We start from the raw sequence: 22864 nt of genomic DNA, 5'->3' as shown, positions 1-22864 counted from the left end.
GAAGGCCTCAACGCCCGGCGGCCGCCAGCGGTTCGGTCCGGCGCAGCAGTTCGCGTGCCTGGGCGAGCGGCGCCGGATCGATCCAGTCGTCCACGGAAAAATCGTGGCGGATGAATCCGTGGCGATGGAGAAAATCCTTGCGGATCGACAGTGCCTCGATCAGGTCCGGGGCCAGGCTGGGTTCGAGGTTTTCATACAGGCTGGCGTCGAACGCCGCCGGCACCCACTCCTCGACCACGGACACTTCGCGCGCGATGATGCCGGCCGCTTCGGCGCGGTGCTCGCGCGCCCACTGCGCGGCGCGCAGGACCTGGGCGAGGTAGCGCGCCACCAGGTCAGGACGGGTGCGTACCAGTTCGCCGCTGACCGACAGCACGTTGGGCGTGCCGTTGTTGATGGCGACCCGCCGGTCGGCGTGGTGGCCGATGTCGACCACGATGTCGGCGCCGAGGAATTCGCGCAGGGCGGGACCGTGCGCGCCGTAGACGTACAGGGCATCGGCCTGGCCGCGGATCAGCGCCAAGGCCTCGGCCCGCGACTGGCTGGCGGTCTGGCGCGCGTCGAACAGCGGGCCGGACGATGAGGCGGCCTGGTCGCCTATGTACGGCGCCTCGACCGGCAGATCGATGAAACTGACATCGTCGGCGCCCAGGCCCGCCGCGGCCAGAGACTGCAGATAGCCTTGCAGCGCCGAGGCGCGCCAGAAATCGATCTTTTCATTCACCCGCCGCGGCAGCGCCAGGCGCTTGCCCTTCAGGTCGCGGACATCGCGGATGCCGGCGCCGGGCAGGGCCAGGATGGCCTGGTACTGGGGCAGCCAGGTCAGGCCGACGACCACGACGTCCTGGCCTTCCGAGCGCGACCAGATGGGTGGCGCGTTGCCGCCCTGGCGGAAGGAGTTGGCCTGGCGGTGGTTGAAATGCGATTCGCGCACGGCCCGGCTGGGCGAGGCGCGCAGCGACGAGACGGCGATGCCGTCCGGCGCGAATTCGGCATCGATCCAGCCGTGGTGGATGGCGATGCCCGAGGCGCTGGGCACCGGGCAGCGGGTGTACCACAGGCGGTCGATACGGGAGATGTCCGGGCTGGGCATGTTCTTGCTCCTGTCGGCGGTGCGTTACTCGACGCGGATGTCGTGAGCCCGGATGACCTTGCCCCAGTTGACGATTCCGTCGTCGATCACCTTGCGCAGCGCATCGGGAGAGCCGCCGGCCGGATCGAAGGCCTGGGCCTGCAATTGCCTGCGGATCTCTGGTTCCCGCAGGACGGCATTGAAGGCGCGGTTGAGCCGGTCGATGATCTCGGGGCTGGTGCCTGCCGGCGCCACGAAACCCTGCCACGAGTCGAAGACGAAATCGGGCAGGCCCTGTTCGGCGAAGGTGGGCACGTCGGGCAGGGCGGCCGAACGCCTGGCGGTGGAGACGGCCAGCGCGCGTAGCCGGCCTTCGCGGATGAAGGGCAGGGCGGGCGCGATGGTGACGATGATGCCATCGGCGTGGGCGCCCAGCACGTCGGTCAGCGCGGGCTGGGCGCTGCGGTAGACCACCGGCTTGACTTCGATGGCGGCCTGGCTTTGCAGCAGCAGCACGCCCAGCTGGCCGGTGGTGCCGATGGCGGGCGAGGCAAGCGAATACTTGCCTGGCGCGGCCTTCGCCAGTTTCAGGAATTCCTGCACGCTACGCGCGGGTACGGCCGGGTTCACCGCGAAGACCTGGGGCGAAGAGATGGCGTGGACGATGGGCGCGAAACTGGTGCGCGCATCGAACGGCAGTTTGGTGAACAGCGACTGGTTGATCGAGATGATGTCGGTGGCCAACAGCAGCGTGTAGCCGTCCGGCGCGGCGCGCGCCACGTGTTGCGAGGCGATGTTGCCCGCGCCGCCGGGCCGGTTCTCGATGGTGATGGGCTGGCCCAGTTGCGCGGCCAGGGACGGCGCGAGCAGGCGCACGAGAATGTCGGGACTACCGCCCGGCGCCGCCGGGACGACGATCTGTATGGGTTTCGAGGGATAGGTTTGCGCGTGTCCGGCTGCCGGCGCGATCAGGCCGGCGAACGGGACGAGCAGCGGGATGAGCCGCGGGAGATGCATGATGAAGAAAAGCGTGGCGTGGGAAGGGCGCCACTATAGGCATGCACCCCCTGGGCGGGGAACCAATGAATTCGAGTTAGCTTATCTGTTTTCCGGCCGGCCGTAGAGCCGCCCCGCCAGTTCCGCCACCTTGGCGATGACCTGGTCCTTGACCTCGTCCGATACCCGCGTGCTGGCGACGTAGACCGACATCAGGATCGCGGGCCGTGCGGGCGGCCAGGCGAGCCCGATGTCGTTGGCGCCCACCTTGGAGTAGGTGCCGGTCTTCTCGCCGATGCGCCAGCCGGCCGGTATGCCCGCGCGCAGCCGCTTGTCGCCCGTCGTATTGCCGACCAGCCATGCCTGCAGCCGTTCGCGCGACGCGGGCGACAGGGCCTCGCCCACCGTCAGCCTGCCCAGCGTGCGCGTGATGGCGTGGGGCGTGGTGGTGTCGAGCATGCCGGTGGCATGGGGCACGTTCAGCTCGGGTTCGTAGCGGTCGCAGCGCGTGACGCCGTCGCCCAGGCCCCGGATGAAACGCGTCAGCGCCTCCGGGCCGCCGAAGCTGCGCAGGATGAGATTGGCGGCGGTGTTGTCGCTGGTGGTCATGGTGGCATGGCAGAGTTCGGCCAGGGTCATGCCGCGATCGCCCACGTGTTTCCCGGTCACGGGCGACCAATTGACCAGGTCCTGCCGGGTGTAGCGGATCCGCCGGTCCAGCGAATCTTCGCCCCGGTCATGCCGGGCCAGCACGAATCCGGCGGCCAGCAGCTTGAAGGTGCTGAGCATCTGGAAGCGTTCGTCGGCGCGGCGGCCCAGTTCCTCGCCGGAGGCGGTATCGACGATGCACACGCCCAGCCGCCCGTCGATCAGCCGCTCCAGGCGCGCCAGCTCGTCCAGGGCGGCGTTGCGCGCCGCGACCGGCAGGGTGCCCGCCGGCTGGCCGGCCCAGGCGCCGCGTGCGCCGCAGGCGAGGCTGGAAAGGACGAGGGCATGGAACGAGCGGCGAGTGGTCAAGGACGTTTCCTCCTAGGCAGGGAATGGCTGCCCGCGCGAAGGCGGGGCCGTATTCTAGCCTCCGGTGGCGGACCGGTCCGGGCGTTAAGCTATTCGACAACCCGGATCCGTAATATGACGGTACTTCCCGCGATAGGCCCGCCATGCCCCAGACCTTGCCGCCCGTTTCCGTCGACAGTGGTTCCCCGCCTCCTTCCGTGCTCCAGATCTTCCTTGCCTTCGCCAAGATCGGCCTGACCAGCTTCGGCGGCGGGCTGAGCGGCTGGATGCTGCGGGAGTTCGTGCAGCGCCGGAACTGGCTGTCGGAGGCCGAGTTCCTGAGCGGCCTCGCGCTGGCCCAGGCGTTTCCGGGCGTCAACGTGGTCAACCTGGCGATCTGGGTCGGTTTCCGGCTGCGGGGCGGCGTGGGCGCGCTGGCCGGCGCGCTGGGGCTGGTGGTGCCCGCCATGGTGCTGGCGCTGGTCGTGGTGGCCGCGTTCGCGACGATGGCGAAGTCCGACTCGGTGCACCTGGCGCTGGCCGGCGTGGCGGCCGCGGCCGTGGGGCTGTCGCTGCAGACGGGACTGCGGGCGGCGCGCCGGGCCGCGCGGGGTCTGCCCGCCCTGGCCGTGATGGTCGTCACCTTCGTGGCGATCTTCCTTTTGAAGCTGCCCCTGCTGTGGGTGGTCGGCGCGATGGCGCCGCTGTCCATCGGGCTGGCCTATCTGCGCCTGCGCGCGGGCGGGCAGGCATGAGGTTCGCGCAACTGGTGGAAGTGGTCCTGGTCTTCGCTCCGCTGTCCTTCCTGACGGTGGGCGGCGGGCAGAGCATCGTGGCCGACATCCACCGCCAGTCGGTGGACGTCTATGGCTGGGTGACGAATCCGCAGTTCATGGACCTGTATGCCCTGTCGCGCATCATTCCCGGTCCCGGCGCGCTGCTGGTGACGCTGGTGGGCTGGCAGGCGGCGGGGCTGGCGGGCGCGCTGGTGGCGTCGGCCGCGATCTTCATTCCGAGTTCGCTGCTGGTGTACGCCCTGGCGCATCTGTGGACCCGGTTCAAGGGCACGCGGTGCATACGCGCGATCGAGGCGGGCCTGGTGCCGGTGGCGGCGGGCATGGTTCTGGCTGCTTCGTGCACCGTGCTGCGCGCCGCCGAGGGCGGCGCCTGGGCCTGGGGCGTGGCGGCCGCCTCGACGCTGACGCTGATGTACACGAGGCTCAGTCCGTTCCTGATGCTGGGAATAGGTGCCCTGGTGTTCCTGGTGGCGCTGGGTTGACATGGATGAAGGCGGCGGATGCCGCCACAAGGAGTCGAAGGTGGAAGACTGGACGTTGCAGGCAAGAGGCTGGGTCAATGAACGCAATTTCGAGATCGATACTTCGCCGGGCGAGGACGGCTACCGGTTCCAGGTGCGGGTGCTGGGTTTTCCGCTGATGCGGGACAGCGAGGTCTTCGCTTCCGCGGAGCAAGCCCGGGCGGGTGCGGTGGCGTTCCTGGAACGGCAGTTCCAGGCCCCGGTCGAACTGGAATGAATCAGCCCGGATAAGCCTGCCGGACCGAGCGGATGAAGCCGCGCACGGCGTCGTCGTAGGCGGCGCCGCTGCGGCTGGTACCGGAGTGCGAGGCGCCTTCCAGCCAGACCAGCCGCTTGTGCGGCGATTGCCGTGCCGCCGCCAGCAGCGCGTCGCTCATGGCGGGCGGGACGACCCGGTCCCCGGTCCCGTGCAGCAGCAGGAGCGGCGTGCGCAGCTTGCCGATGGCGTCGCGCGAATCGAAGGGCTGCGTGACCAGCAGGCCGAAGCCGGGGATGCCGGCCCAGCGCGTGGTGGCGATCATGTCGCGGATACTGGTGAAGGTCGCTTCGACGATCAGGCCGGCCACCGGTATCGGCGGGTCGAGGCGGGCCATCAGGTCGATCGCGATGGCGCCGCCCAGGCTGTGGCCGTAGACGAAACGGCGGGCGGGATCGGGCTGGAGCCGGGCCAGTTCGCGCAGGGCTGCCTGGGCGTCCTGCCTGACGCTCGCCTGGGACGGCAGGCGAGGCGACGAGGCACCGAAGCCGCGATAGTCGATGGCGAGCATCGAATAGCCCAGCCCCGCCCAATGCTCCATGCGGAACGCGCTGCCGTTCAGGTTCCAGCGCGAGCCGTGCAGATACAGCACCGTGGGGGCGCCGGGATCCGGATGCCGCCAGTACCAGGCACGCAGGGTGTCGCCGCCGGGCAGGGGCAGGTCATAGACCTGGGTGCCGGCCGGCGGGTCGCGCCACCACGAGCGTTCGCCCAGTTCGACCGAGAAGATCATCCCGCGCTGCCAGCGGTCGAGCGCGACATAGCCCGCGCTGGCAAGCGCGAGCACGCAGGCGAGGGCGGCAAGGCGGCGGATCCACATGCTCATTCCGAGCGCCGGACCCGCCGGAGGTTCCCGCATGGGGCGGGCAAGCCGGTCAATCGGCCTGGATGCCGAATTCCTTGACGACCTTGCCGAAGAACGCGTATTCGTCGGCGGTCAGCTTGCCCAGGGCCTCGGGCGTGCTGGCCTTGGCGAAGGCGCCGAAGACGCGCATCTTGGCCACCACGTCGGGCATTTTCAGGATTTCGGCCATGTGCCCGTTCAGCGTGCGCACGACCTCGGCCGGCGTGCCCTTGGGCGCGTACAGGCCCTGCCAGGCGGCGATGTCGATGTTCTTGTATCCCAGTTCGGCCATCGACGGCGCGTCCGGGGCGAGCGGGGTGCGCTCCGCCGCGCCGTTGGCCAGGATGTGGATCTTGCCGGAGGCAAGATACGGTTCGACCGGGCCGTAGGTCATCCAGCTCAGCGCCACGTGCCCGCCCAGCAGGTCGTTCACGGCGGGGGCGACGCCCTTGTAGGGAACGTGGGTGATCTTGACGCCGGCGGCCTGGTTGAAGAGCTCGCCCAGGATGTGCATGGGCGAGCCCGAGCCGGGGCTGGCGTAGGTCAGCGCCTTGCCCGCCTTGGCATCCTTCAGGACCTGGGCGACCGAGGTATAGCCCGAGGCCTGGCCGGCCACCAGCAGCAGGGGCTGGGATGCGGTCTGGGTGATGGGAGCGAAGTCGCGGGCGGGATTGTACGTGTCGGCCGAATTCGTCTTGACCACGTGGGTGGCCATGGAGAAGGTGCTGGGAGCCAGCAGCAGCGTGTAGCCGTCCGGCTTGGCGCGCGCGACGTAGTTGCTGCCGATGATGCCGCTCGCGCCGGCGCGGTTCTCGACGATCACGGGCTGGCCCAGGCGCTGCGTCAGTTTTTCGCCGAACAGGCGGGCCATGGCGTCGGTGTCGCCGCCGGCGCCGTAGGCGACGACGATGGTGATGGGCTTGGCCGGGTAATTGGCCGCCATGGCCGGAAAGGAGGTGGAGAGCGCGCCGGCGGTCGCCAGCGCGGCAGCCAGCGCGAGCGTGGCGCGCCGGCTGGATTGGAGTTGCGTAAACATCATGATGACCATCTGTGTAGAAAGGAGAGTGGCCGACGGGCGGGGACGGGGCTCGTGGCCCAGCCGGGGGGCCGGCCGGCGGCGCATGCGCGTGCATGCGTGGCGAGGTTATACCGCAGCCGTCCGCGGCGCGGCTCCCGGCTTTGTATCTTCCAGGGAAAGCGATAGGTTGGGCGGGAGCAACATGCCAGGGGTGAAACGGCGCTGAAACGCGCGGACCCGGCGCAAGGGCAAAAAGAAGGCGGTCCAGCCATGAAGGCGAGGACCGCCAAGCTGCCGGAAGGCTCGTCCTGGGGGGGAGGCGCGGGCCTGTGTCCGTCCGGCAGCGACCCCGTGGATCAGACCGGGGACAGGGGAATCTCCGCCGCACCCGCTTCCAGGTAGCGCTTGAGCTCGCGCAGGTCCTCGGCCATCTGGCGCGCGGGCTCCTCGCGCGACAGGCGCGCCAGGAGCCGCCCCGCCTGGCCCAGCGGCGGCTGGTAGGCGATCGTCGCGGTCACCACCGTGCCGGTGCTATCGGGCGCGTCGTGGAATTCGACCTGGCCGTGATTGGGCACGTCGGCGGTGGCTTCGGCTTCCCAGGCGATGCGTTCGCCCGGAACGTCGTCGACCACGTGGGCGATCCATTCGACCAGCCGGCCCAGCGGCGCCTTGACGGTCCAGCGCGACCGGCGGTCGTTGATGACGTCGATGGAGACGATGTGGCGCATGAAGCGGGGCAGGTTCGAGAAGTCCCGCCAGAAGCGGTAGATTTCCTGGCGCGGGCGGTCGATGACGATGGCGTGGGTGGCCGCCGCGGCGGACAGCCATCCCTGTTCGCGCGCGATGCGCCGTTCCAGGGGCGAGGGAGCGACTGCGCGCTTGACGGGACAGTCGCCCGTGGCGGCGCGCCACAGCAGTCCGGCGGCGATGGCGCTGGCCAGGTCGCCGGCCAGCCCGCCGCGGCGCAGGCCCCAGAGTAGAAGCAATGATCCGCCGGCCGCCGAGCCCAGCCGCTCGGCGGATCCGAGGTTGCGGTCCGGATCGCGTTGCGCGGCAAGGGAAGAAGAGGCGGGGGGCAGGCTCGTCTGGTCGTCCATGCGGTCCTCCATGGCAGCGTGCTGCCGACCCAGCAAGCGGCGTGCCTCGGCGGTCCGGCCCGCGTCCGCGAGAAGCGGCCGCGCAACGTGTAAAAGTTGCCGCTCCACATCGGTAAAAAGGGGGCGCTCCGGTCCGGGCGTGCCGATGGCGTAGACTGGCTGCTCCGCGTGGCCGCAGGAGGCAAGATGGAGACAGGCATGGGTACGGGGTATCGGCGCTACGTGACGTCGCTGGCGCTGGCGTTCGCGGTGATCTGGGTGGCGCTGGCCATCGATCCGCTCGACCGTTCCGACTGGGCGCTGGAAAACGTGCTGGTGATCGGATTCTGCGCCGGGTTGGCCGCGAGCTGGCGGCATTTCCGGTTCTCGCGCCTGTCGTACACGCTGATTTTCGTTTTCCTGTGCCTCCATGCGATCGGTGCGCACTACACCTATGCGAAAGTGCCCTACGACGCATGGTGGCAGGCGCTGGCCGGCCGCAGCTTCAACAGCCTGTGGGGCTGGGAGCGCAACAATTTCGACCGCGTGGTGCATTTTTCGTACGGGCTGCTGCTGGCCTACCCGATACGCGAAGTGTTCCTGCGGGTGGCCGACGCCCGGGGGTTCTGGGGCTACTTCCTGCCGCTGGAGTTCACGCTGGCGACCTCCGCCATGTTCGAGCTGTTCGAGTGGATCGCGGCCGAGGTCTTCGGCGGCGACCTGGGCGTGGCCTACCTGGGCACGCAGGGCGACGTCTGGGATGCGCACAAGGACATGGCCCTGGCCGCCTGCGGCGCCGTGGTGGCGATGATCGCCACGGCCGCCGTGAACCGCTGGCTGCAGCGGGATTTTTCGCGGGAATGGTCGGACAGCCTGCGGGTCAAGGACCCGCGTCCCTATGGCGAGGAGGAAATCGCCCGCATGATCCGGCAGGGGCAGGACTAGCGGCGCCGCCGCGGGTCTGGGCCCGCGGCGGCCGGACTCAGGCTTCGCGCTTGAGGCGGCGCAGCAGCAGGGGCAGCACCAGCGCGGCCGCGGCCAGGGCGAGCAGCGTGGCCGAGGTCGGGGTCGACACCAGGATCATCGGATTGCCCTCGCCCACGGCCAGGGCGCGCCGCAACTGGGTTTCCGCCATGGGCCCGAGGATCAGCCCGATCAGGACCGGCGCGATGGGGAAGTCATAGACCCGCATGACGTAGCCCATCAGGCCGATGCCGAACATCAGCGCCATGTCGGTCCACGAGGTCGCCACGCCCCAGATCCCCACCATGGCGAAGATCAGGATGCCCGCGTACAGATAGGGCCGGGGAATCAGCAGCAGCCGCACCCACAGGCCGACCAGCGGCAGGTTCAGCACCAGCAGCATCAGGTTGCCGATGTACAGCGAGGCGATCAGGCCCCAGACCAGTTCGCCGCTGTTGGTGAAGAGGAAGGGGCCGGGCTGCAGGCCATAGCTCTGGAACGCGGCCAGCAGCACCGCCGCCGTGGCCGAGGTGGGCAGCCCCAGGGTCAGCAGCGGCACCAGCACGCCGGCGGCCGCGGCGTTGTTGGCGGCTTCGGGGCCGGCCACGCCTTCGATGGCGCCCTTGCCGAATTCCTCGGGATGCTTGCAGAGCTTGCGCTCGATCGTATAGGACAGGAAGGTCGGGATCTCGGTGCCGCCGGTGGGCAGCGCGCCGATGGGAAAGCCCAGCGCGGTGCCGCGCACCCAGGGTTTCCATGACCGCTTCCAGTCCTGGCGCGTCATCCAGGTGCCGCCCGCGAGCGGGTTGATGCGCGGCGGGGCCTTGCTGTAGCGGCTGGCGACATACAGGATCTCGCCCACCGCGAACAGCGACACCAGCACCACCGTCAGTTCGATGCCGTCGAGCAGGTCGGCCGAACCGAAGGCCAGCCGGGCCTGCCCGGTCTGGCCGTCGATGCCCACCACGCCCATGGCCAGGCCCAGGAACAGCGCGATGAAGCCGCGCACGCGCGAGGTGCCCAGCACCACCGAGACGGAGGTGAAGGACAGCACCATCAAGGCGAAGTAGTCGGCCGGGCCGAACACGAAGGCCAGTTCGGCGATGGCCGGCGCCACGAAGCTCAGGGCCAGCGTGGCGATGGTGCCGGCCACGAAGGAGCCGATGGCCGCGGTGGCGAGCGCGGCGGCGCCGCGTCCGGAGCGGGCCATCTTGTTGCCTTCGAGCGCGGTCATCATGGAGCCGCTCTCTCCGGGCGCGTTGAGCAGGATGGAGGTGGTCGAGCCGCCGTACATGGCGCCGTACAGGACGCCGGCGAACATGATGAAGGCGGCGGTGGGGGCGATCTGCACGGTAACCGGCAGCAGCAGCGCGATGGTCAGGGCCGGGCCGATGCCGGGCAGCACGCCGATGGCGGTTCCCAGCACGGAGCCCAGGAAGGCCCAGAACAGGTTCATCGGCTGCAGCGCGACGCCGAAGCCGGACAGCAGGGCGTTGAAGGTATCCATGGATCACCACCCCGCCGGAGGAAAGGCCGGGCCGAGGCCGACGCCCAGCCGGGAGAAGCCGAGCCAGCAGATCACGCCCAGCGCGAGGCCGATGGCACAGTCGAACACCAGGCGCCGCGAGCCGAAGGCCCGGGTGACCAGGGCGAAGGACCCCATGGCGGTCAGGGGAAAGCCGAGCGGCTGCATGGTCAGCAGGGGCAGGGCGGCGCCGGCGGCGGCCCACAGCAGGGCCGGCCAGGAGGCGCCGGCATCGGCCTCGGCGTTTTCCACTTCCTGGGGCGAGAAGGTCTCGCCGCGGGCGATCTGCACCAGCAGCAGGATGCCCAGGACGATCAGCGCCGCGCCGATGGCGCTGACGAAGAAGCCCGGGCCCAGCGCGGCATAGCCGCCGATCTGGGGCAGGGTGCCGCCTTCATAGAGCCAGACCGCGCCTATGGCCATGACGGCCAGGCCCAGCCACCAGGGGCGCCTTGAGGGTGTTGTCATCGTGTCGTCTCCGATGGGCGCCGGCGGCGGCGCCGGTGCCTTCTCGCTGATGTCGGCCTGGGCCTTACTTGACCAGTCCGACGTCCTTGAGCACTTCGGCCTGGCGCGCCTTCTCCTTGGTCAGGAAGGCGGCGAAGTCGTCACCGGCCAGGTAGGCGTCGTCCCAGCCGCGATCGGCCAGCGCCTTCTTCCATTCGGGCGAGGCGTGCAGCTTGGCATAGCGCTGCAGCCACATGTCGCGGCCGGCCTTGCTCATGCCGGGCGCGCCGATGATGCCGCGCCAGTTGCCGATGACGACGTCGTAGCCGCTTTCCTTGAGCGTGGGGGCGTCGATGCCGGGCAGGCGCTTCTCGGAGGAGACCGCGATGATGCGGATGCGGCCCTGGTCGACGAAGGTCTTCAGCTCGGACAGGCCCGAGATGCCGATCTTGGCTTGCCCGCTGGCCAGCGAGGTGACGACTTCCGCGCCGCTGGTGTAGGGCAGGTAGTTGACCTTGGTCGGGTCGAACTTGGCCGCCTTGGCGAGCAGCGCCGCGGTGACGTGGTCGGTGCCGCCTATCGAACCGCCGGCCACGGCGGTGCCGCCAGGGTTGGCCTTCATCGCCTGGACCGCGTCGGCGATGGTCTTGATGGGCGAGTTGGGCGCGACCACGATCGCGCCGGCGTCGTCGGTCAGCCGCACCAGCGGCACGGTCTGGTCCAGCGTTACGGGAGACTTGTTGGTGATGATGGCGCCGACCAGGATGGCGCCCATGGACATGATGGCGTTGTCGTCGCCCTTGCCGGTGCGCACGAACTCGGCCAGGCCGATGGTGCCGCCCGCGCCGCCCTTGTTGGTGACCTGGAAACCGTCGGTGAAGATGCCGGTCTGCTGCATGACCTGCAACGGCACGCGCGCGGCGCCGTCATAGCCGCCGCCGGGGCCGCCGGGGGCCATGACCTTGGCGGGGGCCGCGATGCCGGCCAGCGGCGCGGCGGCGATGGCGAGGGCTGCAACCGTTTTCTTGACGAACTTCATGCATGTCTCCTTGCTGCGAGGGGCGGCGGGCAGGCCGCCTGATAAGAGGGAACGGCAAGGGGCCGTTCCGCTACGAAGACAGTATCCGTCCAAACGCGCGCGGGCGGAAAGTCATTCCCATGGCGGCAACAGCACCACGCCGTCCATCAGCCGGCGCGCCGTGCGGCTCATGGCCACCAGCGCGACGCTCCAGCGCCCGTCCTGGCTGCGTGCCTGGGCGCCCACTTTCAGCGTGCCCGACGGGTGGCCGAAGCGCAGTTCGCCGCGTGGGCCGCCCAGCACGTCGGCCAGCACCGTGCCGGGCACGGCGGCGGTGGCGGCGATCGCGACGGCACCGGTGCCCGTCATGGCGTGGTGCAGCTTGCCCATGGAAAAGATGCGCACGTTCAGGTCGATGTCGCCGGCGGCGACGGCGCGGCCGCTTGAAGCGGTATAGGCCGCGGGCGGGGCGGCGAAGGCGAGCTTGGGCGTGTGCTGGCGGTGCGCGGTGGCATGGGCGGCGTCGGGCGCCAGCCCCATGGCCACGGCGGCATGGGCGCGGATGGCCTCGGCCCGTGCCAGCAGGTCGGCGCGGCTGTTCACATCGGGTTGCAATTCCGTGCCGGCCAGTCCCAGGGACGAGGCGGCGACGAAGACGGTGGGGTTGCCGGCGTTGACCAGCGTCGCGCGGATTTCCCCCACTCCTGGAATGGTCAACACGTCGGCCGTGCGGCCGGTGGGGAACATCGCGCCTTCAGGCCCGTCGCCACCGCCCGGATCCAGGAATTCCAGCCGGACTTCGGCCGCCGGGAAGGTCACGCCGTCCAGTTCGAAGTCGCCCAGTTCCTGGACCTGCCCGCCCCGCACCGGCACGTGGGCGATGATGCGCTTGCCCAGGTTGGCCTGCCAGATGCGGACCACGGCGATGCCGTCGCCGGCCGGCCGTACCAGTGCGCGGTGGATGGCGAAGGGGCCGACGGCGGCGCTGAGGTTGCCGCAGTTGCCGCTCCAGTCGATGACGGGCTGGCCGATGGCGACCTGGCCGAACCAGTAGTCGACGTCGCAGTCGGGGCGGGTGCTGGGGCCGACGATGACCACCTTGCTGGTGCTGGAGGTGGCGCCGCCCATGCCGTCTATCTGCTTCTCGTAGGGGTCGGGGCTGCCGACCACCCGCATCAGGACGCGGTCGCGGGCGGCGGGATCGGCGGGAAGGTCCGAGGGCAGGAAGAACACGCCCTTGCTGGTGCCCCCGCGCATGTAGAGGGCGGGAATGGCACGTTGTCTGTCGAGGGTGGTCATGGCGGATCGGATTGCCAATTTCAGATTGTTTTCAGGAAACGCGCCCATATTTACGAGGTTACTACGAGGCGCGCGGGAATGCCCGGGCTGCCGGCAGGGGTGTGGCGCGTTGGCCCTCCCGGCCCGGCCCGAATCGGTGCAAACTAGCTTCCTTTGCCGTTTCCCCCGGGAACCGGCGCGGCTCGCGTTTCGTTCCCTCAACCTTTCGACGAGATAGCCATGACCCGCAAGACCCCCATCGAGCGCTACCGGAACATCGGCATCAGCGCGCATATCGACGCCGGCAAGACCACGACTACCGAGCGCATCCTGTTCTACACCGGGGTCAATCACAAGATAGGGGAAGTCCATGACGGCAATGCCACCATGGACTGGATGGAGCAGGAGCAGGAGCGCGGCATCACCATCACCTCCGCCGCCACGACGGCGTTCTGGAAGGGGATGGCGGGCAATTATCCCGAGCATCGCATCAACATCATCGACACGCCGGGGCACGTGGACTTCACGATCGAGGTCGAGCGCTCCATGCGCGTGCTCGACGGCGCCTGCATGGTGTACGACTCGGTCGGCGGCGTGCAGCCGCAATCCGAGACGGTCTGGCGCCAGGCCAACAAGTACGGCGTGCCGCGCATCGCGTTCGTCAATAAGATGGACCGCGTCGGCGCGGATTTCTTCCGCGTGCAGCGGCAGATCGTGGATCGCCTGAAAGGGCGGGCCGTCCCCATCCAGATCCCGGTGGGCGCCGAGGACCATTTCGAGGGCGTGGTGGACCTGGTCAAGATGAAGGCGATCATCTGGGACGAGGCCAGCCAGGGCGTGCGCTTCGAATACCGCGACATCCCGGCCGCGCTGCAGGCCACGGCCGCCGAGTGGCACGACAAGATGGTGGCCGAGGCGGCCGAGGCCGACGACGAGCTGATGGACAAGTACCTGAACGGCGACACGCTGACCGAGGACGAGATCAAGCGCGGGCTGCGCAAGCGCACCGTGGCGGGCGAGATCGTACCCATGCTGTGCGGCAGCGCGTTCAAGAACAAGGGCGTGCAGGCCATGCTCGATGCCGTCATCGACTACCTGCCGTCGCCGGTGGACGTCCCGGCCATCAAGGGCGTGGACCAGCACGACCGCGAGATCGAGCGCCACCCCTCGGACGACGAGCCTTTCTCGGCGCTGGCCTTCAAGATCATGACGGATCCCTTCGTGGGCCAGCTCATCTTCTTCCGGGTGTATTCGGGCATCGTGCGCTCGGGCGACACGGTCTTCAACCCGCTCAAGGGCAAGCGCGAGCGGCTGGGCCGCATCGTGCAGATGCATGCCAACGAGCGCCGCGAGATCAAGGAAGTCTACGCGGGCGACATCGCGGCCGCCGTGGGGCTGAAGGAGGCCACCACGGGCGATACGCTGTGCGAGCCCGACCACCCCATCATCCTCGAACGCATGGTGTTTCCCGAGCCGGTCATTTCGCAGGCGGTGGAGCCCAAGACCCAGGCCGACCAGGAAAAGATGGGCCTGGCGCTGAACCGGCTGGCCCAGGAAGATCCGTCCTTCCGCGTGCGCACCGACGAGGAATCGGGCCAGACCATCATCTCCGGCATGGGCGAACTGCACCTGGAGATCCTGGTCGACCGCATGAAGCGCGAGTTCGGCGTCGAGGCCACGGTGGGCAAGCCGCAGGTCGCCTACCGGGAAACGGTGCGTTCCTCGGTGCGCGACGTCGAGGGCAAGTTCATCAAGCAGTCCGGCGGCCGGGGGCAGTACGGCCACGTGGTGATCTCGCTGGAGCCGCAGCCGGCCGGCTCGGGCTACGAGTTCGTCGACGCCATCAAGGGCGGCGTGGTGCCGCGCGAGTTCATTCCCGCGGTCGACAAGGGCATCCAGGACACGCTGGGTTCGGGCGTGCTGGCGGGCTATCCGGTGGTGGACGTGAAGGTCACGCTGACCTTCGGCTCCTATCACGACGTGGACTCGAACGAGAACGCGTTCCGCATGGCCGGCTCGATGGCCTTCAAGGAGGCCATGCGGCGCGCGAATCCGGTGCTGCTGGAGCCCATGATGAGCGTCGAGGTCGAGACACCCGAGGACTTCATGGGCAACGTGATGGGCGACCTGTCGTCGCGGCGGGGCATGGTGCAGGGCATGGAGGACATCGCCGGCGGAGGCGGCAAGCTGGTGCGCGCCGAGGTGCCGCTGGCCGAGATGTTCGGCTATTCCACCACGCTGCGTTCGCTCACGCAGGGGCGTGCCACGTACACCATGGAGTTCAAGCACTACGCCGAGGTGCCGCGCCAGGTAGCCGAGGCCGTGATCGGCGCCCGCAAGCAAGGAGGCTAGGGCTAGGCAGCCAGTTCGACGCCGCAGCCCGGCGTGCCGGGAAGCGTCAGGACGCCGTTTGCGATGCTCAGTCCCGTGCAGGGATCGTCCAGCAATTGCTCGTGTTCGGACAGTTCGCAGGCGTAGGGCAGGGCGCCGATCGTGCTGGCGGCCTGGGCGTTCATGGCCTGCATGAGCGCCGGGCCGAACGCGGCGCCCACGCGGCATGTCACGCAGCCGGCTTCGCAGATGTGGACCGCTTCCATGAAGTGGCGAAAGCCGCCCAGTTTGGTGACCTTGAGGTTGACCGCGTCGACGACCCGGTCGGCGACGAGCCTGTGGATGTCCTGGACGGTGACGGCGCTTTCGTCGGCTTCGATGGCCGTGGGCAGGCTGCGCGCGAGCAGCGAGAGGCCTGCCCAGTCATGTGCCGGAACAGGCTGTTCGATCAGCGCGATGTCGTACCGCTCCATGCGCGCGAACGCGGCCATCATCTGCTTGGCGTGGTATGACTGGTTGGGGTCCAGCGTCAGCACGACCTCGGGCCCGACCGCCCCGCGGACGGCGGCGACGCGCGCGATGTCGAGTTCGGTATCGCCGGACAGCTTGAGCTTGAGTTGCCGGTATCCGCCCGCCACCAATGCGGCGGCGTTGGCCGCCATCTCCGAAGGCGGCTTGATGGAAAGAATGCGGGACAGCCGCAGCTCGGCACGGACCTGCCCGCCGAGCAGGGCGCTGATCGGCACTCCCAGGCGCCTGGCCAGCAGGTCGTGCAGCGCCATGTCGATGGCGGCCTTGGCGCTGTACTGGAAGGCCAGTTTGCGATCGACGTCGTTCATGATCGCGGCGATCTCGCCCAGCCGCCTCCCCGTTACTACGGGTGCCAGCAGCTCGAGCGCGGTACGTACGCCTTCGCCATGGGTGGTGATGGCCGGAATGGCATGGGCGTAGCCCAGTCCGGTCGTGCCGATGTCGTCGGTCAGCGCCAGTAGATAACCCTCTATCGACGGTACCGAGGCGCGGGCGAACTTCCAGGAGGCGTCACGCATGCGCTGGGGGCAGGGTATGACGGATACGTGGGCGACGTGCATGGCTTACTCGGAATGTACGGTTGGCGTTGCAAGGGCGTCGAATACCGCAGCGACGTCATCGATCGCATCGAGCCGCATCAAGCGGTGGATGGCCTCGTCGATTCTGCCGGGAGCGATGACCCCGTCGGCATTCGAGCGGAATTTCCGGATGTAGTCTTCTTCCGAGATGGGGTTGGCGCGCGTGCCGCGCACACTCTCGATGACCTGCTCGAGGCATGAGCCGTCGTTCAGCCGGATGCGGACGTGGGCGCCCGCCTTCTTCGGGTCGGCGCTTTGGGAGGCATGGGCTTCGTACACCACCTTGTCGGCCAGGGCGTTGATGACCGGGTCCGCAAGCGCCTCCGGACTGTAGGCGTGCTTGTCCATGCCGCCGCGCACCAGGGCCTCGGCCAGCGAGTGCTGCAAGCTGATGCGGCCATGCCAGGAGGTCAACGGCCGCAGCTTCTCGGCAGCCGGTTCGCAAAGCGTCGCCACGGAGCTGGGGGCGATCCGGCACCGGATCTCGGCAATGTCGGCGGGCGCTATCGCATGCGCCGCCTTGAGGGCGAGCACCGCGTCGACATAGGGATGAATGGTGAATGCGCTGGGGTAGGGCTTGGAGGCGACGTTGAGCAGTTCCCACCGGCTGCCGAGGCCGTCTGTCGCCAGGGCGTAGCGGAAGGCCGACGGGTCGGCTTTCTGGACGTGCGTCTGGAACCAGCCGAAGCGCCCTTCGAATACCAGGCGCGGACCGCTGATCCCCTCCCGGCCCAGCGCGACCGCGCGCGCGGCCTGGCTCGCCGCCATCCCGACGTGGAGCGTCTTGGTCGACGCGCCGTCTTCCCATGACGCCATCAGGCCGCCGCACATGCTGGCGCAATGGCCGATGGCATCGACGACTTGCCGGCAATCGAGATGTTCCAGCCAGGCGAGCGCGTATACGGCGCCGAACGCACCCATGATCGCGGTCGGGTGTATGCCTACGCTATGAAGGCGCATGGGAGGGACCAAGCCGAGCCGGCAACTGAGTTCGCTGCCGATGATCACCGCCTGCATCAGCCGCGCGCCGGACAGATGCGATGACTGGCAGTAGGGAAGCGCGATCGAGAAGGGAGCCACGGTCGGGTGGACGAAAGACTCGATGTGCGTATCGTCGAATTCCAGCAGCGAAGACATGACGCCATTGACGAACGCGGCACCCGAGAGCGACAGCGATTGATCGAAACCGAGGCTCTTGGCCTGCGAGCCGGCGTCGGTCCGCGCCATGGCGCGGACCGCGGCATGGACGGGCTCCAGCGGCCTGGCCGCGAGCATGACGCCGACCGCATCGAGGATCTGCAGCCGGGCGAGATCCTTGACGTCGCGGGGAATGTCGGTCCATGACAGGTTCGTGGCCCAGTCCGCGAGCCGTTCGCTCATTCCATGCATGGCTCTAGTCCATTTTGATGGTGATGGATTGGCCCAGCCGCGACCATTGGCCGTACTCGGCGCGCAGGAATTCGACGAACTTCGCCCCGCCCAGCGCACTGGGCGTCGAGCCCTGGTTTTCCAGGGTCTGCTTGAAGGCCGTGTCCCGGAATACGCCGTCCACGGCCCGGTCCAGCGCGGACAGGATCGCCGCCGGCGTGCCCCGCGGCGCGAAGATGCCGTACCACCCGGCCAGCTTGACCTTGCCGAGTCCGCTCTCGGCGAGCGTCGGTACGTTGGGCAGCATGGACGAGCGTTGGGACGAGGTGACGGCGAGCGCCGTCGCCTGGCCGGACTGGACGTAGGGAAGTCCCACCTGGAGGTCGGAGAACAGCAGATCGATATGCCCGGCGTGAAGATCGATCAGCGCGGGGCCCGCACCCTTGTACGGTACATGGACCAGATTCGCGCCGGTCTCGTGTTTGATGAGTTCGGCCGCAACGTGAGGGAGCGTACCCGTGCCCGAGGACCCGATGTTCAGGCCGGCGGAGCCGGCTTTCGCGCGCGTGGAGATGTCGCCCAGCGTCCCGATGCCCGATTTCTTGCTGGCCATCAATATCATCGGAGAGGTGGCGATCATCCGTACCGCGATCAGGTCGCGGAACGGATCGTAGGGCACTTTGGTCAGTGCCGGATTGATGGTGATCGGGCCCTGCAGGCCCAACAGCAGGGTATATCCGTCCGGCGCTGCGTTCACGACCGAACTGGCGCCGATGACGCCGCCGGCGCCGGCCTTGTTCTCGACCACGACAGGCTGGCCGAGCTGCCGCGCAAGCGCTGCCGCCAGGGAGCGCCCTACCAGATCGGTGGGGCCGCCAGGCGCGTAGGGAACGACCAGCTTGATCGGCTTGGCAGGGTACCGGGTATCTTCGGCATGGACGCCGGGCGCGCAGCACAGGCCGGCAAACGCCAGGCAGAGCGCGCGGATGCGATAGGTCAACGCCATGAGTCTCCTCGTTTTTTTCGTGCTCTTGAAGCGTGGCACCGGGTGCGAGGATTACATCACAGCGCTGTTTCGCTGGGCGAAAAGTCCGGAAATAAGTGCCGGCTACCGCGCCGCGATGCCTGGCACGCCGCGCCGTATGGCCTGGGAGAAGTCCGGGTCCGCGTCGGCATCCCGCGCCCGCTGGGTGATACGGCCCAGCCGTTTCAGGTCCGCCAGCGTGTGCGAGGTGTCCAGCCCGCGCACATCGTAGATGTAGCCGGGCAGGTAGCCGGCCAGGACCAGTCGGTAGTCCATGGGCAGGCCCGGAATGATCCGGGTCATCATGTGGTAGACGATGGTCGTGCAGTTGGCCGTGATGGTGTGGTAGAAACGCGGCTTCGACACGAGCTTGTTGGCCTCGTCCACGTAGGCCAGGAACAGGGACATCATGGCCTCGCGAGGCATGGACACCCGGTACAGGTAGTCGTCTTCGCCCCGGATGTTGGTGCGTACCCGGACGATGTCGCGCTCGTCCGCCGCCACGACGCTGGTCTCGAACTCCTTGAAGAAACCGCCGATGGACGAGAATTTCTCGTGCCGTTCCTTGCGGATCTCGACCGAGAACACCAGTTGCCGGCCATCCTCGAAGCCGAACGAAACCAGGGTGTGGGCGATGGCCTCGATGGTCCAGTAGGACAGGATCAGGTCCACGCTGGCCAGCCTGGTCAGGTCGTAGCTGCGTGTCTCCCAGCGCGGGGTGTAGTCGTTCGGGCCGCGCCAGTCGAAGTTGCGCACGTTGCGCAGCGTGACCACGTGGCCGTCGACCTGGCCCGTGGTCATCTGCGCGACGTCGTCCGCCCAGACCCTGTCGTTCGACGGCGCGATGCTGTGCCACCAGGCCAGCAGCAGGCCGAAGGCCACGACGTACAGGCCCACGCCCCAGGCGGGGCGACCCGCCAGCGCCAGCCACAGCATGCCCAGGCCGAAGGCCGCGCCGGCCACGGCCGCCGCGATCTTGACGGGCAGCGGACCGGGCACCTGATAGCGCAGGGCGAAGGCCGCCCAGAGCGTGGTGGGAAGAAAGACCAGGACGGCCAGGGCCGACAGTAGAAATGTGCGCATGGGCCGGAACATACCACCGCCGGCCATCCGGCGGCAGTCCCCCGCAATGCGCCTGCCAACTGGTACAGTTGTCGGCGACGTTCCTCGGCTCACCGCTCGCGACCATTCATGACGCTTCCTGTCTTTTCCGCCCGCCTCGTGGCCCGCTGGCTGCTGATCCTGATGCTGCTGGCCGGCGCCTACTTCTTCAGCGGGTTCCTCGTTCCCGGCCTGGCGGCGCTGATCATCGGCCTGGCCAGCTGGCCCCTGTACCGGCGCTGGGTCCGCGTCTGCGGCGGGCGCACGACGCTGGCGGCCTCCGGCGCGCTGCTGGTCATCGTGGTCGGGCTGATCGTGCCCTTCGCCTACGGGCTGTCCTATGCCATCCAGGAGGCCAGCAACCTCATCCGCTGGCTGCTCGAGGCCAATCGCGAAGGCCTGGCCGTTCCGCACTGGGTGACGGGGCTGCCGCTGATCGGCGAGCGCCTGGCGGGATACTGGGAAGAACACCTGTCGCGGCCGCATGCGCTGGGCGCCTGGGTACAACTGATCAGCGGCGAGCACCTGGGCAACATCTACCGCGTGGTGCTGTCCACCACGGGCAATGTCTTCCACCTGGCGCTGACGGTGGTGTTCATGCTGATCATCCTGTTCTTCGTCTACAAGGACGGCGAGCGCATGGTCGGCCAGCTCGATACCGTGGGCGAACGGGTACTGCCGGTGCGCTGGACCCGGCTTTCGCGCGTGGTGCCGGCCACCATCAGCGCGACCGTGACCGGCATGGGCCTGATCGCCATCGGCGAAGCCGTCGTGCTGGGCACGGCCTACTGGATAGCCGGCGTGCCGTCGCCGGCCCTGCTGGGGCTGATCACCGGCTTCATGGCCCTGGTGCCCGGCGGCGCTCCGCTGGCCTTCACCATGGTCTCGCTGTACCTGGTCGGCTCGGGCAAGCTCATCGCCGGCATCGGGTTGTTCGCCTGGGGCACGCTGGAACTCTTCATCGTCGACAAGACCCTGCGCCCCCGCCTGGTGGGCGGCCCCGTCAAGCTTCCCTTCCTGCCTACCTTCATCGGCCTGGTGGGCGGCGTACAAACCATGGGCCTGGTCGGCCTTTTCGTCGGCCCGGTCCTGATGGCCCTGCTGGTCGCGATCTGGCGCGAATGGCTACGAGAGGAAAGCCCCCCTAGAGGAAGCCCCCCCCTACGCGCTTACGCGCGCCCCCCAGGGGGCGGCACTGGCGGACCGGAAGGAAAGCCCACCCCCATGCGGCCTCCGGCCGCTCCCCCTCAAGGGGGCGGCACTGGCGGACCGGCGAAGCCGGATCCGCGGCGCCCTGGGTAGGGGGCAAAACAAAATGGCCTCGCTTTCACAAAGCGAGGCCATTTTTTCTTCATTTCCAACTGCTGGCAGCCAGCGAAGCATCACTGCTCCAAACCAGGATAACCGTACTAGACCCAGGATGCGGAGGATCCGGCTCCGCCGGTCCTCGCGCATCGCCCCCTGGGGGGGCGCCCGTAAGGGCGTAGGGGGGGACTGAATTAATACACCCCTTGCGCCAGCATCGCGTCGGCCACCTTCACGAAGCCGGCGATGTTCGCGCCGTCTACGTAGTTGATGGAGCCGTCGGCGCGGCTGCCGTGGCGCACGCAGTTCTCGTGGATGTCCTTCATGATGGCGCGCAGGCGCTCGTCGACTTCGGCGTGGTGCCACGACAGGCGTTGCGAGTTCTGCGCCATTTCCAGGCCCGACACGGCCACGCCGCCGGCGTTGCTGGCCTTGCCGGGGGCGTACAGGGTGCCGGCCCGGGTGAAGACGTCCACGGCTTCCAGCGTCGAGGGCATGTTCGCGCCTTCGGCCACGCACAGGACGCCGTTGCGGACCAGGGTCTCGGCGTCGTTGTGGTCGAGTTCGTTCTGGGTGGCGCAGGGCAGGGCGATGTCGACCGGGATGTGCCAGGGGCGCTTGCCGGCTTCGAACGACAGCTTGTTGCGCGAGGCGAAGTCGGCCAGGCGGCCGCGTTGGACGTTCTTGAGGTCCATGATCTCCTTGAGCATGTCGACGCCGATGCCGTCCTTCACGTACAGCGTGCCGTCGGAGTCGGACAGGCTCACGACCTTCGCGCCCAGGTCCAGCGCTTTTTCGGCGGCGTACTGCGCGACGTTGCCCGAGCCGGAGATCGACACGGACTTGCCGTCGAAGCTCTGGTTCTTGCGATACAGCATCTGCTCGGCGAAATAGATGGTGCCGTAGCCGGTGGCCTCGGGACGCATCAGGCTGCCGCCGAAGGCCAGGCCCTTGCCGGTGAACACCGCCGACGCGCTGTTGGACAGCTTCTTCATCATGCCGGCCATGAAGCCCACTTCGCGCGCACCCACGCCGATGTCGCCGGCGGGCACGTCGGTGTCGGGGCCGAGGTGGCGGTACAGTTCCGCCATCAGGGCCTGGCAGAAGCGCATGACTTCGCCGTCGCTCTTGCCCTTAGGGTCGAAGTCGGAGCCGCCCTTGCCGCCGCCCATGGGCAGGGTGGTCAGCGAGTTCTTGAAGGTCTGTTCGAATGCCAGGAAGCGCAGGATCGACAGGTTGACCGACGGGTGCAGCCGCATGCCGCCCTTGAACGGGCCGATGGCCGAGTTGTGCTGGATGCGGAAGCCGCGGTTGACCTGGGTCTGGCCCCGGTCATCGACCCAGCAGACGCGGAACTGGATGATGCGCTCGGATTCCACCAACCGCTCCAGCAGGCCATGTTCGGCGTAGCGCGGGTGTTTCTGCAGGAAAGGCCAGAGGCTGGTCATGACCTCCTTGACGGCTTGCAGGAACTCCGGCTGGTGAGGATCGCGCAGGGCGACCTGCGAGAGAAAGCTGTCTAGGCTGGCGTGTTTCAATATCGGCTCCGTTGAATGTCCGGGCGCTTGGGGTCGTCCTGCCGCAGCGAGCTGCGAGCGGCATCGAGGGCTGCACCTTTTGCGTGCGGCAATTGCTCTGATGTGGTGCGTTGCACCGAAAAAACGCGGCATTGTAATCGCGTTTTTCCGTCATCATGTCGGTAAACGACGACTTTATGCACGTATTTAGTGCGATTTTTAAAAAGGGACGGAGCATGGTGCTGAAGCGTTTCCCGGCGTTTAAATAGGGACGGAGCGACGCGGGGACGACCCCGCTGGTC

General features: G+C 68.3%; 21 protein-coding genes. 6 read left to right on the top strand and 15 right to left on the bottom strand.

The genetic code is table 11. The features are described from left to right. Window positions 1-7: 7 nt before the first annotated feature. The 3 genes from CDO46_RS22525 to bla all read right to left on the bottom strand — a co-directional run bounded on the left by CDO46_RS22525 (window position 8) and on the right by bla (window position 3085). Entirely contained in the window at window positions 8-1093 is a 1086-nt protein-coding gene (locus CDO46_RS22525) for an ABC transporter substrate-binding protein (protein ID WP_087840827.1), read from the bottom strand. Window positions 1094-1117: 24 nt separating this feature from the next. Next, window positions 1118-2089 (bottom strand): tripartite tricarboxylate transporter substrate binding protein, encoded by a 972-nt coding sequence (locus CDO46_RS22520; protein ID WP_087840826.1) that lies wholly within the window; start codon window positions 2087-2089, stop codon window positions 1118-1120. 81 nt (window positions 2090-2170) lie between these two features. After that, entirely contained in the window at window positions 2171-3085 is a 915-nt protein-coding gene (bla, locus tag CDO46_RS22515) for a class A beta-lactamase (RefSeq protein WP_242621592.1), read from the bottom strand. A gap of 143 nt (window positions 3086-3228) precedes the next feature. Between bla and CDO46_RS22510 the strand changes: the two genes are divergently transcribed. From CDO46_RS22510 to CDO46_RS22500, 3 genes are read left to right on the top strand one after another with little or no spacing between them, the layout of a single operon-like run. Then, window positions 3229-3819 carry a chromate transporter gene (locus tag CDO46_RS22510; protein WP_087840825.1) on the top strand — a complete coding sequence of 197 codons (591 nt, stop codon included), beginning with the start codon at window positions 3229-3231 and terminating at the stop codon, window positions 3817-3819. After that, a complete protein-coding gene (locus CDO46_RS22505) occupies window positions 3816-4343 on the top strand; it encodes a chromate transporter (RefSeq protein WP_087840824.1) in 528 nt (175 codons plus the stop codon). The genes CDO46_RS22510 and CDO46_RS22505 overlap by 4 nt, the downstream gene beginning before the upstream one ends. A 40-nt stretch (window positions 4344-4383) precedes the next feature. Next, window positions 4384-4599: a hypothetical protein gene (locus CDO46_RS22500; RefSeq protein ID WP_140416900.1), complete on the top strand. Its 216-nt coding sequence runs from the start codon at window positions 4384-4386 to the stop codon at window positions 4597-4599. A 1-nt stretch (window position 4600) separates the two neighbouring features. On the opposite strand, the gene CDO46_RS22495 is transcribed toward CDO46_RS22500, so the two are convergent. From CDO46_RS22495 to CDO46_RS22485, 3 genes are all read right to left on the bottom strand, one after another. Then, the gene (locus CDO46_RS22495) at window positions 4601-5464 is read right to left on the bottom strand and encodes an alpha/beta hydrolase (RefSeq protein WP_087840822.1); all 864 of its coding nucleotides are present in this window, start codon (window positions 5462-5464) and stop codon (window positions 4601-4603) included. Window positions 5465-5513: 49 nt separating this feature from the next. Beyond that, on the bottom strand, window positions 5514-6521 hold the full coding sequence (locus CDO46_RS22490; RefSeq protein WP_254914654.1) for a tripartite tricarboxylate transporter substrate binding protein: 1008 nt from the start codon (window positions 6519-6521) through the stop codon (window positions 5514-5516). A 335-nt stretch (window positions 6522-6856) separates the two neighbouring features. Beyond that, window positions 6857-7597, bottom strand: coding sequence for an SRPBCC family protein (locus CDO46_RS22485; protein ID WP_176400823.1), 741 nt, complete (start codon window positions 7595-7597; stop codon window positions 6857-6859). A 198-nt stretch (window positions 7598-7795) separates the two neighbouring features. On the opposite strand from CDO46_RS22485, the gene CDO46_RS22480 reads away from it, so the two are divergent. Then, window positions 7796-8521 carry a DUF2238 domain-containing protein gene (locus CDO46_RS22480; RefSeq protein ID WP_087840820.1) on the top strand — a complete coding sequence of 242 codons (726 nt, stop codon included), beginning with the start codon at window positions 7796-7798 and terminating at the stop codon, window positions 8519-8521. A gap of 37 nt (window positions 8522-8558) precedes the next feature. Here the strand turns inward: CDO46_RS22480 and CDO46_RS22475 are convergent, their stop codons facing one another. The 4 genes from CDO46_RS22475 to prpF form a co-directional block, all read right to left on the bottom strand. Next, window positions 8559-10046 (bottom strand): tripartite tricarboxylate transporter permease, encoded by a 1488-nt coding sequence (locus tag CDO46_RS22475; RefSeq protein WP_087840819.1) that lies wholly within the window; start codon window positions 10044-10046, stop codon window positions 8559-8561. 3 nt (window positions 10047-10049) lie between these two features. Further along, window positions 10050-10532: a tripartite tricarboxylate transporter TctB family protein gene (locus CDO46_RS22470; protein ID WP_087840818.1), complete on the bottom strand. Its 483-nt coding sequence runs from the start codon at window positions 10530-10532 to the stop codon at window positions 10050-10052. A 64-nt stretch (window positions 10533-10596) separates the two neighbouring features. Continuing rightward, complete coding sequence (locus CDO46_RS22465; protein ID WP_087840817.1) at window positions 10597-11550, bottom strand: tripartite tricarboxylate transporter substrate binding protein; 954 nt, start codon at window positions 11548-11550, stop codon at window positions 10597-10599. 111 nt (window positions 11551-11661) lie between these two features. Continuing rightward, the gene (gene prpF, locus CDO46_RS22460; RefSeq protein ID WP_087840816.1) at window positions 11662-12828 is read right to left on the bottom strand and encodes a 2-methylaconitate cis-trans isomerase PrpF; all 1167 of its coding nucleotides are present in this window, start codon (window positions 12826-12828) and stop codon (window positions 11662-11664) included. A 219-nt stretch (window positions 12829-13047) separates the two neighbouring features. On the opposite strand from prpF, the gene fusA reads away from it, so the two are divergent. Then, window positions 13048-15159: an elongation factor G gene (gene fusA / locus CDO46_RS22455; RefSeq protein WP_087840815.1), complete on the top strand. Its 2112-nt coding sequence runs from the start codon at window positions 13048-13050 to the stop codon at window positions 15157-15159. Between the two features lie 2 nt (window positions 15160-15161). On the opposite strand, the gene CDO46_RS22450 is transcribed toward fusA, so the two are convergent. The 4 genes from CDO46_RS22450 to CDO46_RS22435 form a co-directional block, all read right to left on the bottom strand. Beyond that, window positions 15162-16229, bottom strand: coding sequence for a mandelate racemase/muconate lactonizing enzyme family protein (locus CDO46_RS22450; RefSeq protein ID WP_087840814.1), 1068 nt, complete (start codon window positions 16227-16229; stop codon window positions 15162-15164). 3 nt (window positions 16230-16232) lie between these two features. Continuing rightward, complete coding sequence (locus CDO46_RS22445) at window positions 16233-17627, bottom strand: MmgE/PrpD family protein (RefSeq protein ID WP_176400822.1); 1395 nt, start codon at window positions 17625-17627, stop codon at window positions 16233-16235. Window positions 17628-17640: 13 nt separating this feature from the next. After that, the gene (locus CDO46_RS22440) at window positions 17641-18621 is read right to left on the bottom strand and encodes a tripartite tricarboxylate transporter substrate binding protein (RefSeq protein ID WP_087840812.1); all 981 of its coding nucleotides are present in this window, start codon (window positions 18619-18621) and stop codon (window positions 17641-17643) included. 102 nt (window positions 18622-18723) lie between these two features. Then, entirely contained in the window at window positions 18724-19722 is a 999-nt protein-coding gene (locus CDO46_RS22435; RefSeq protein WP_207958611.1) for a DUF4105 domain-containing protein, read from the bottom strand. Between the two features lie 108 nt (window positions 19723-19830). Between CDO46_RS22435 and CDO46_RS22430 the strand changes: the two genes are divergently transcribed. Beyond that, a complete protein-coding gene (locus tag CDO46_RS22430) occupies window positions 19831-21042 on the top strand; it encodes an AI-2E family transporter (protein ID WP_087840810.1) in 1212 nt (403 codons plus the stop codon). A 197-nt stretch (window positions 21043-21239) separates the two neighbouring features. Here CDO46_RS22430 and gdhA read toward each other — a convergent pair whose 3' ends face one another. Continuing rightward, entirely contained in the window at window positions 21240-22583 is a 1344-nt protein-coding gene (gdhA, locus tag CDO46_RS22425; RefSeq protein WP_207958610.1) for an NADP-specific glutamate dehydrogenase, read from the bottom strand. Window positions 22584-22864: the final 281 nt, after the last annotated feature.

Source organism: Pigmentiphaga sp. NML030171 (assembly GCF_002188635.1).
GTDB lineage: Bacteria > Pseudomonadota > Gammaproteobacteria > Burkholderiales > Burkholderiaceae_B > Pigmentiphaga > Pigmentiphaga daeguensis.
The sequence above is the reverse complement of the archived record's forward strand: the minus strand, read 5'-3'. Positions and strand labels throughout refer to the sequence as shown.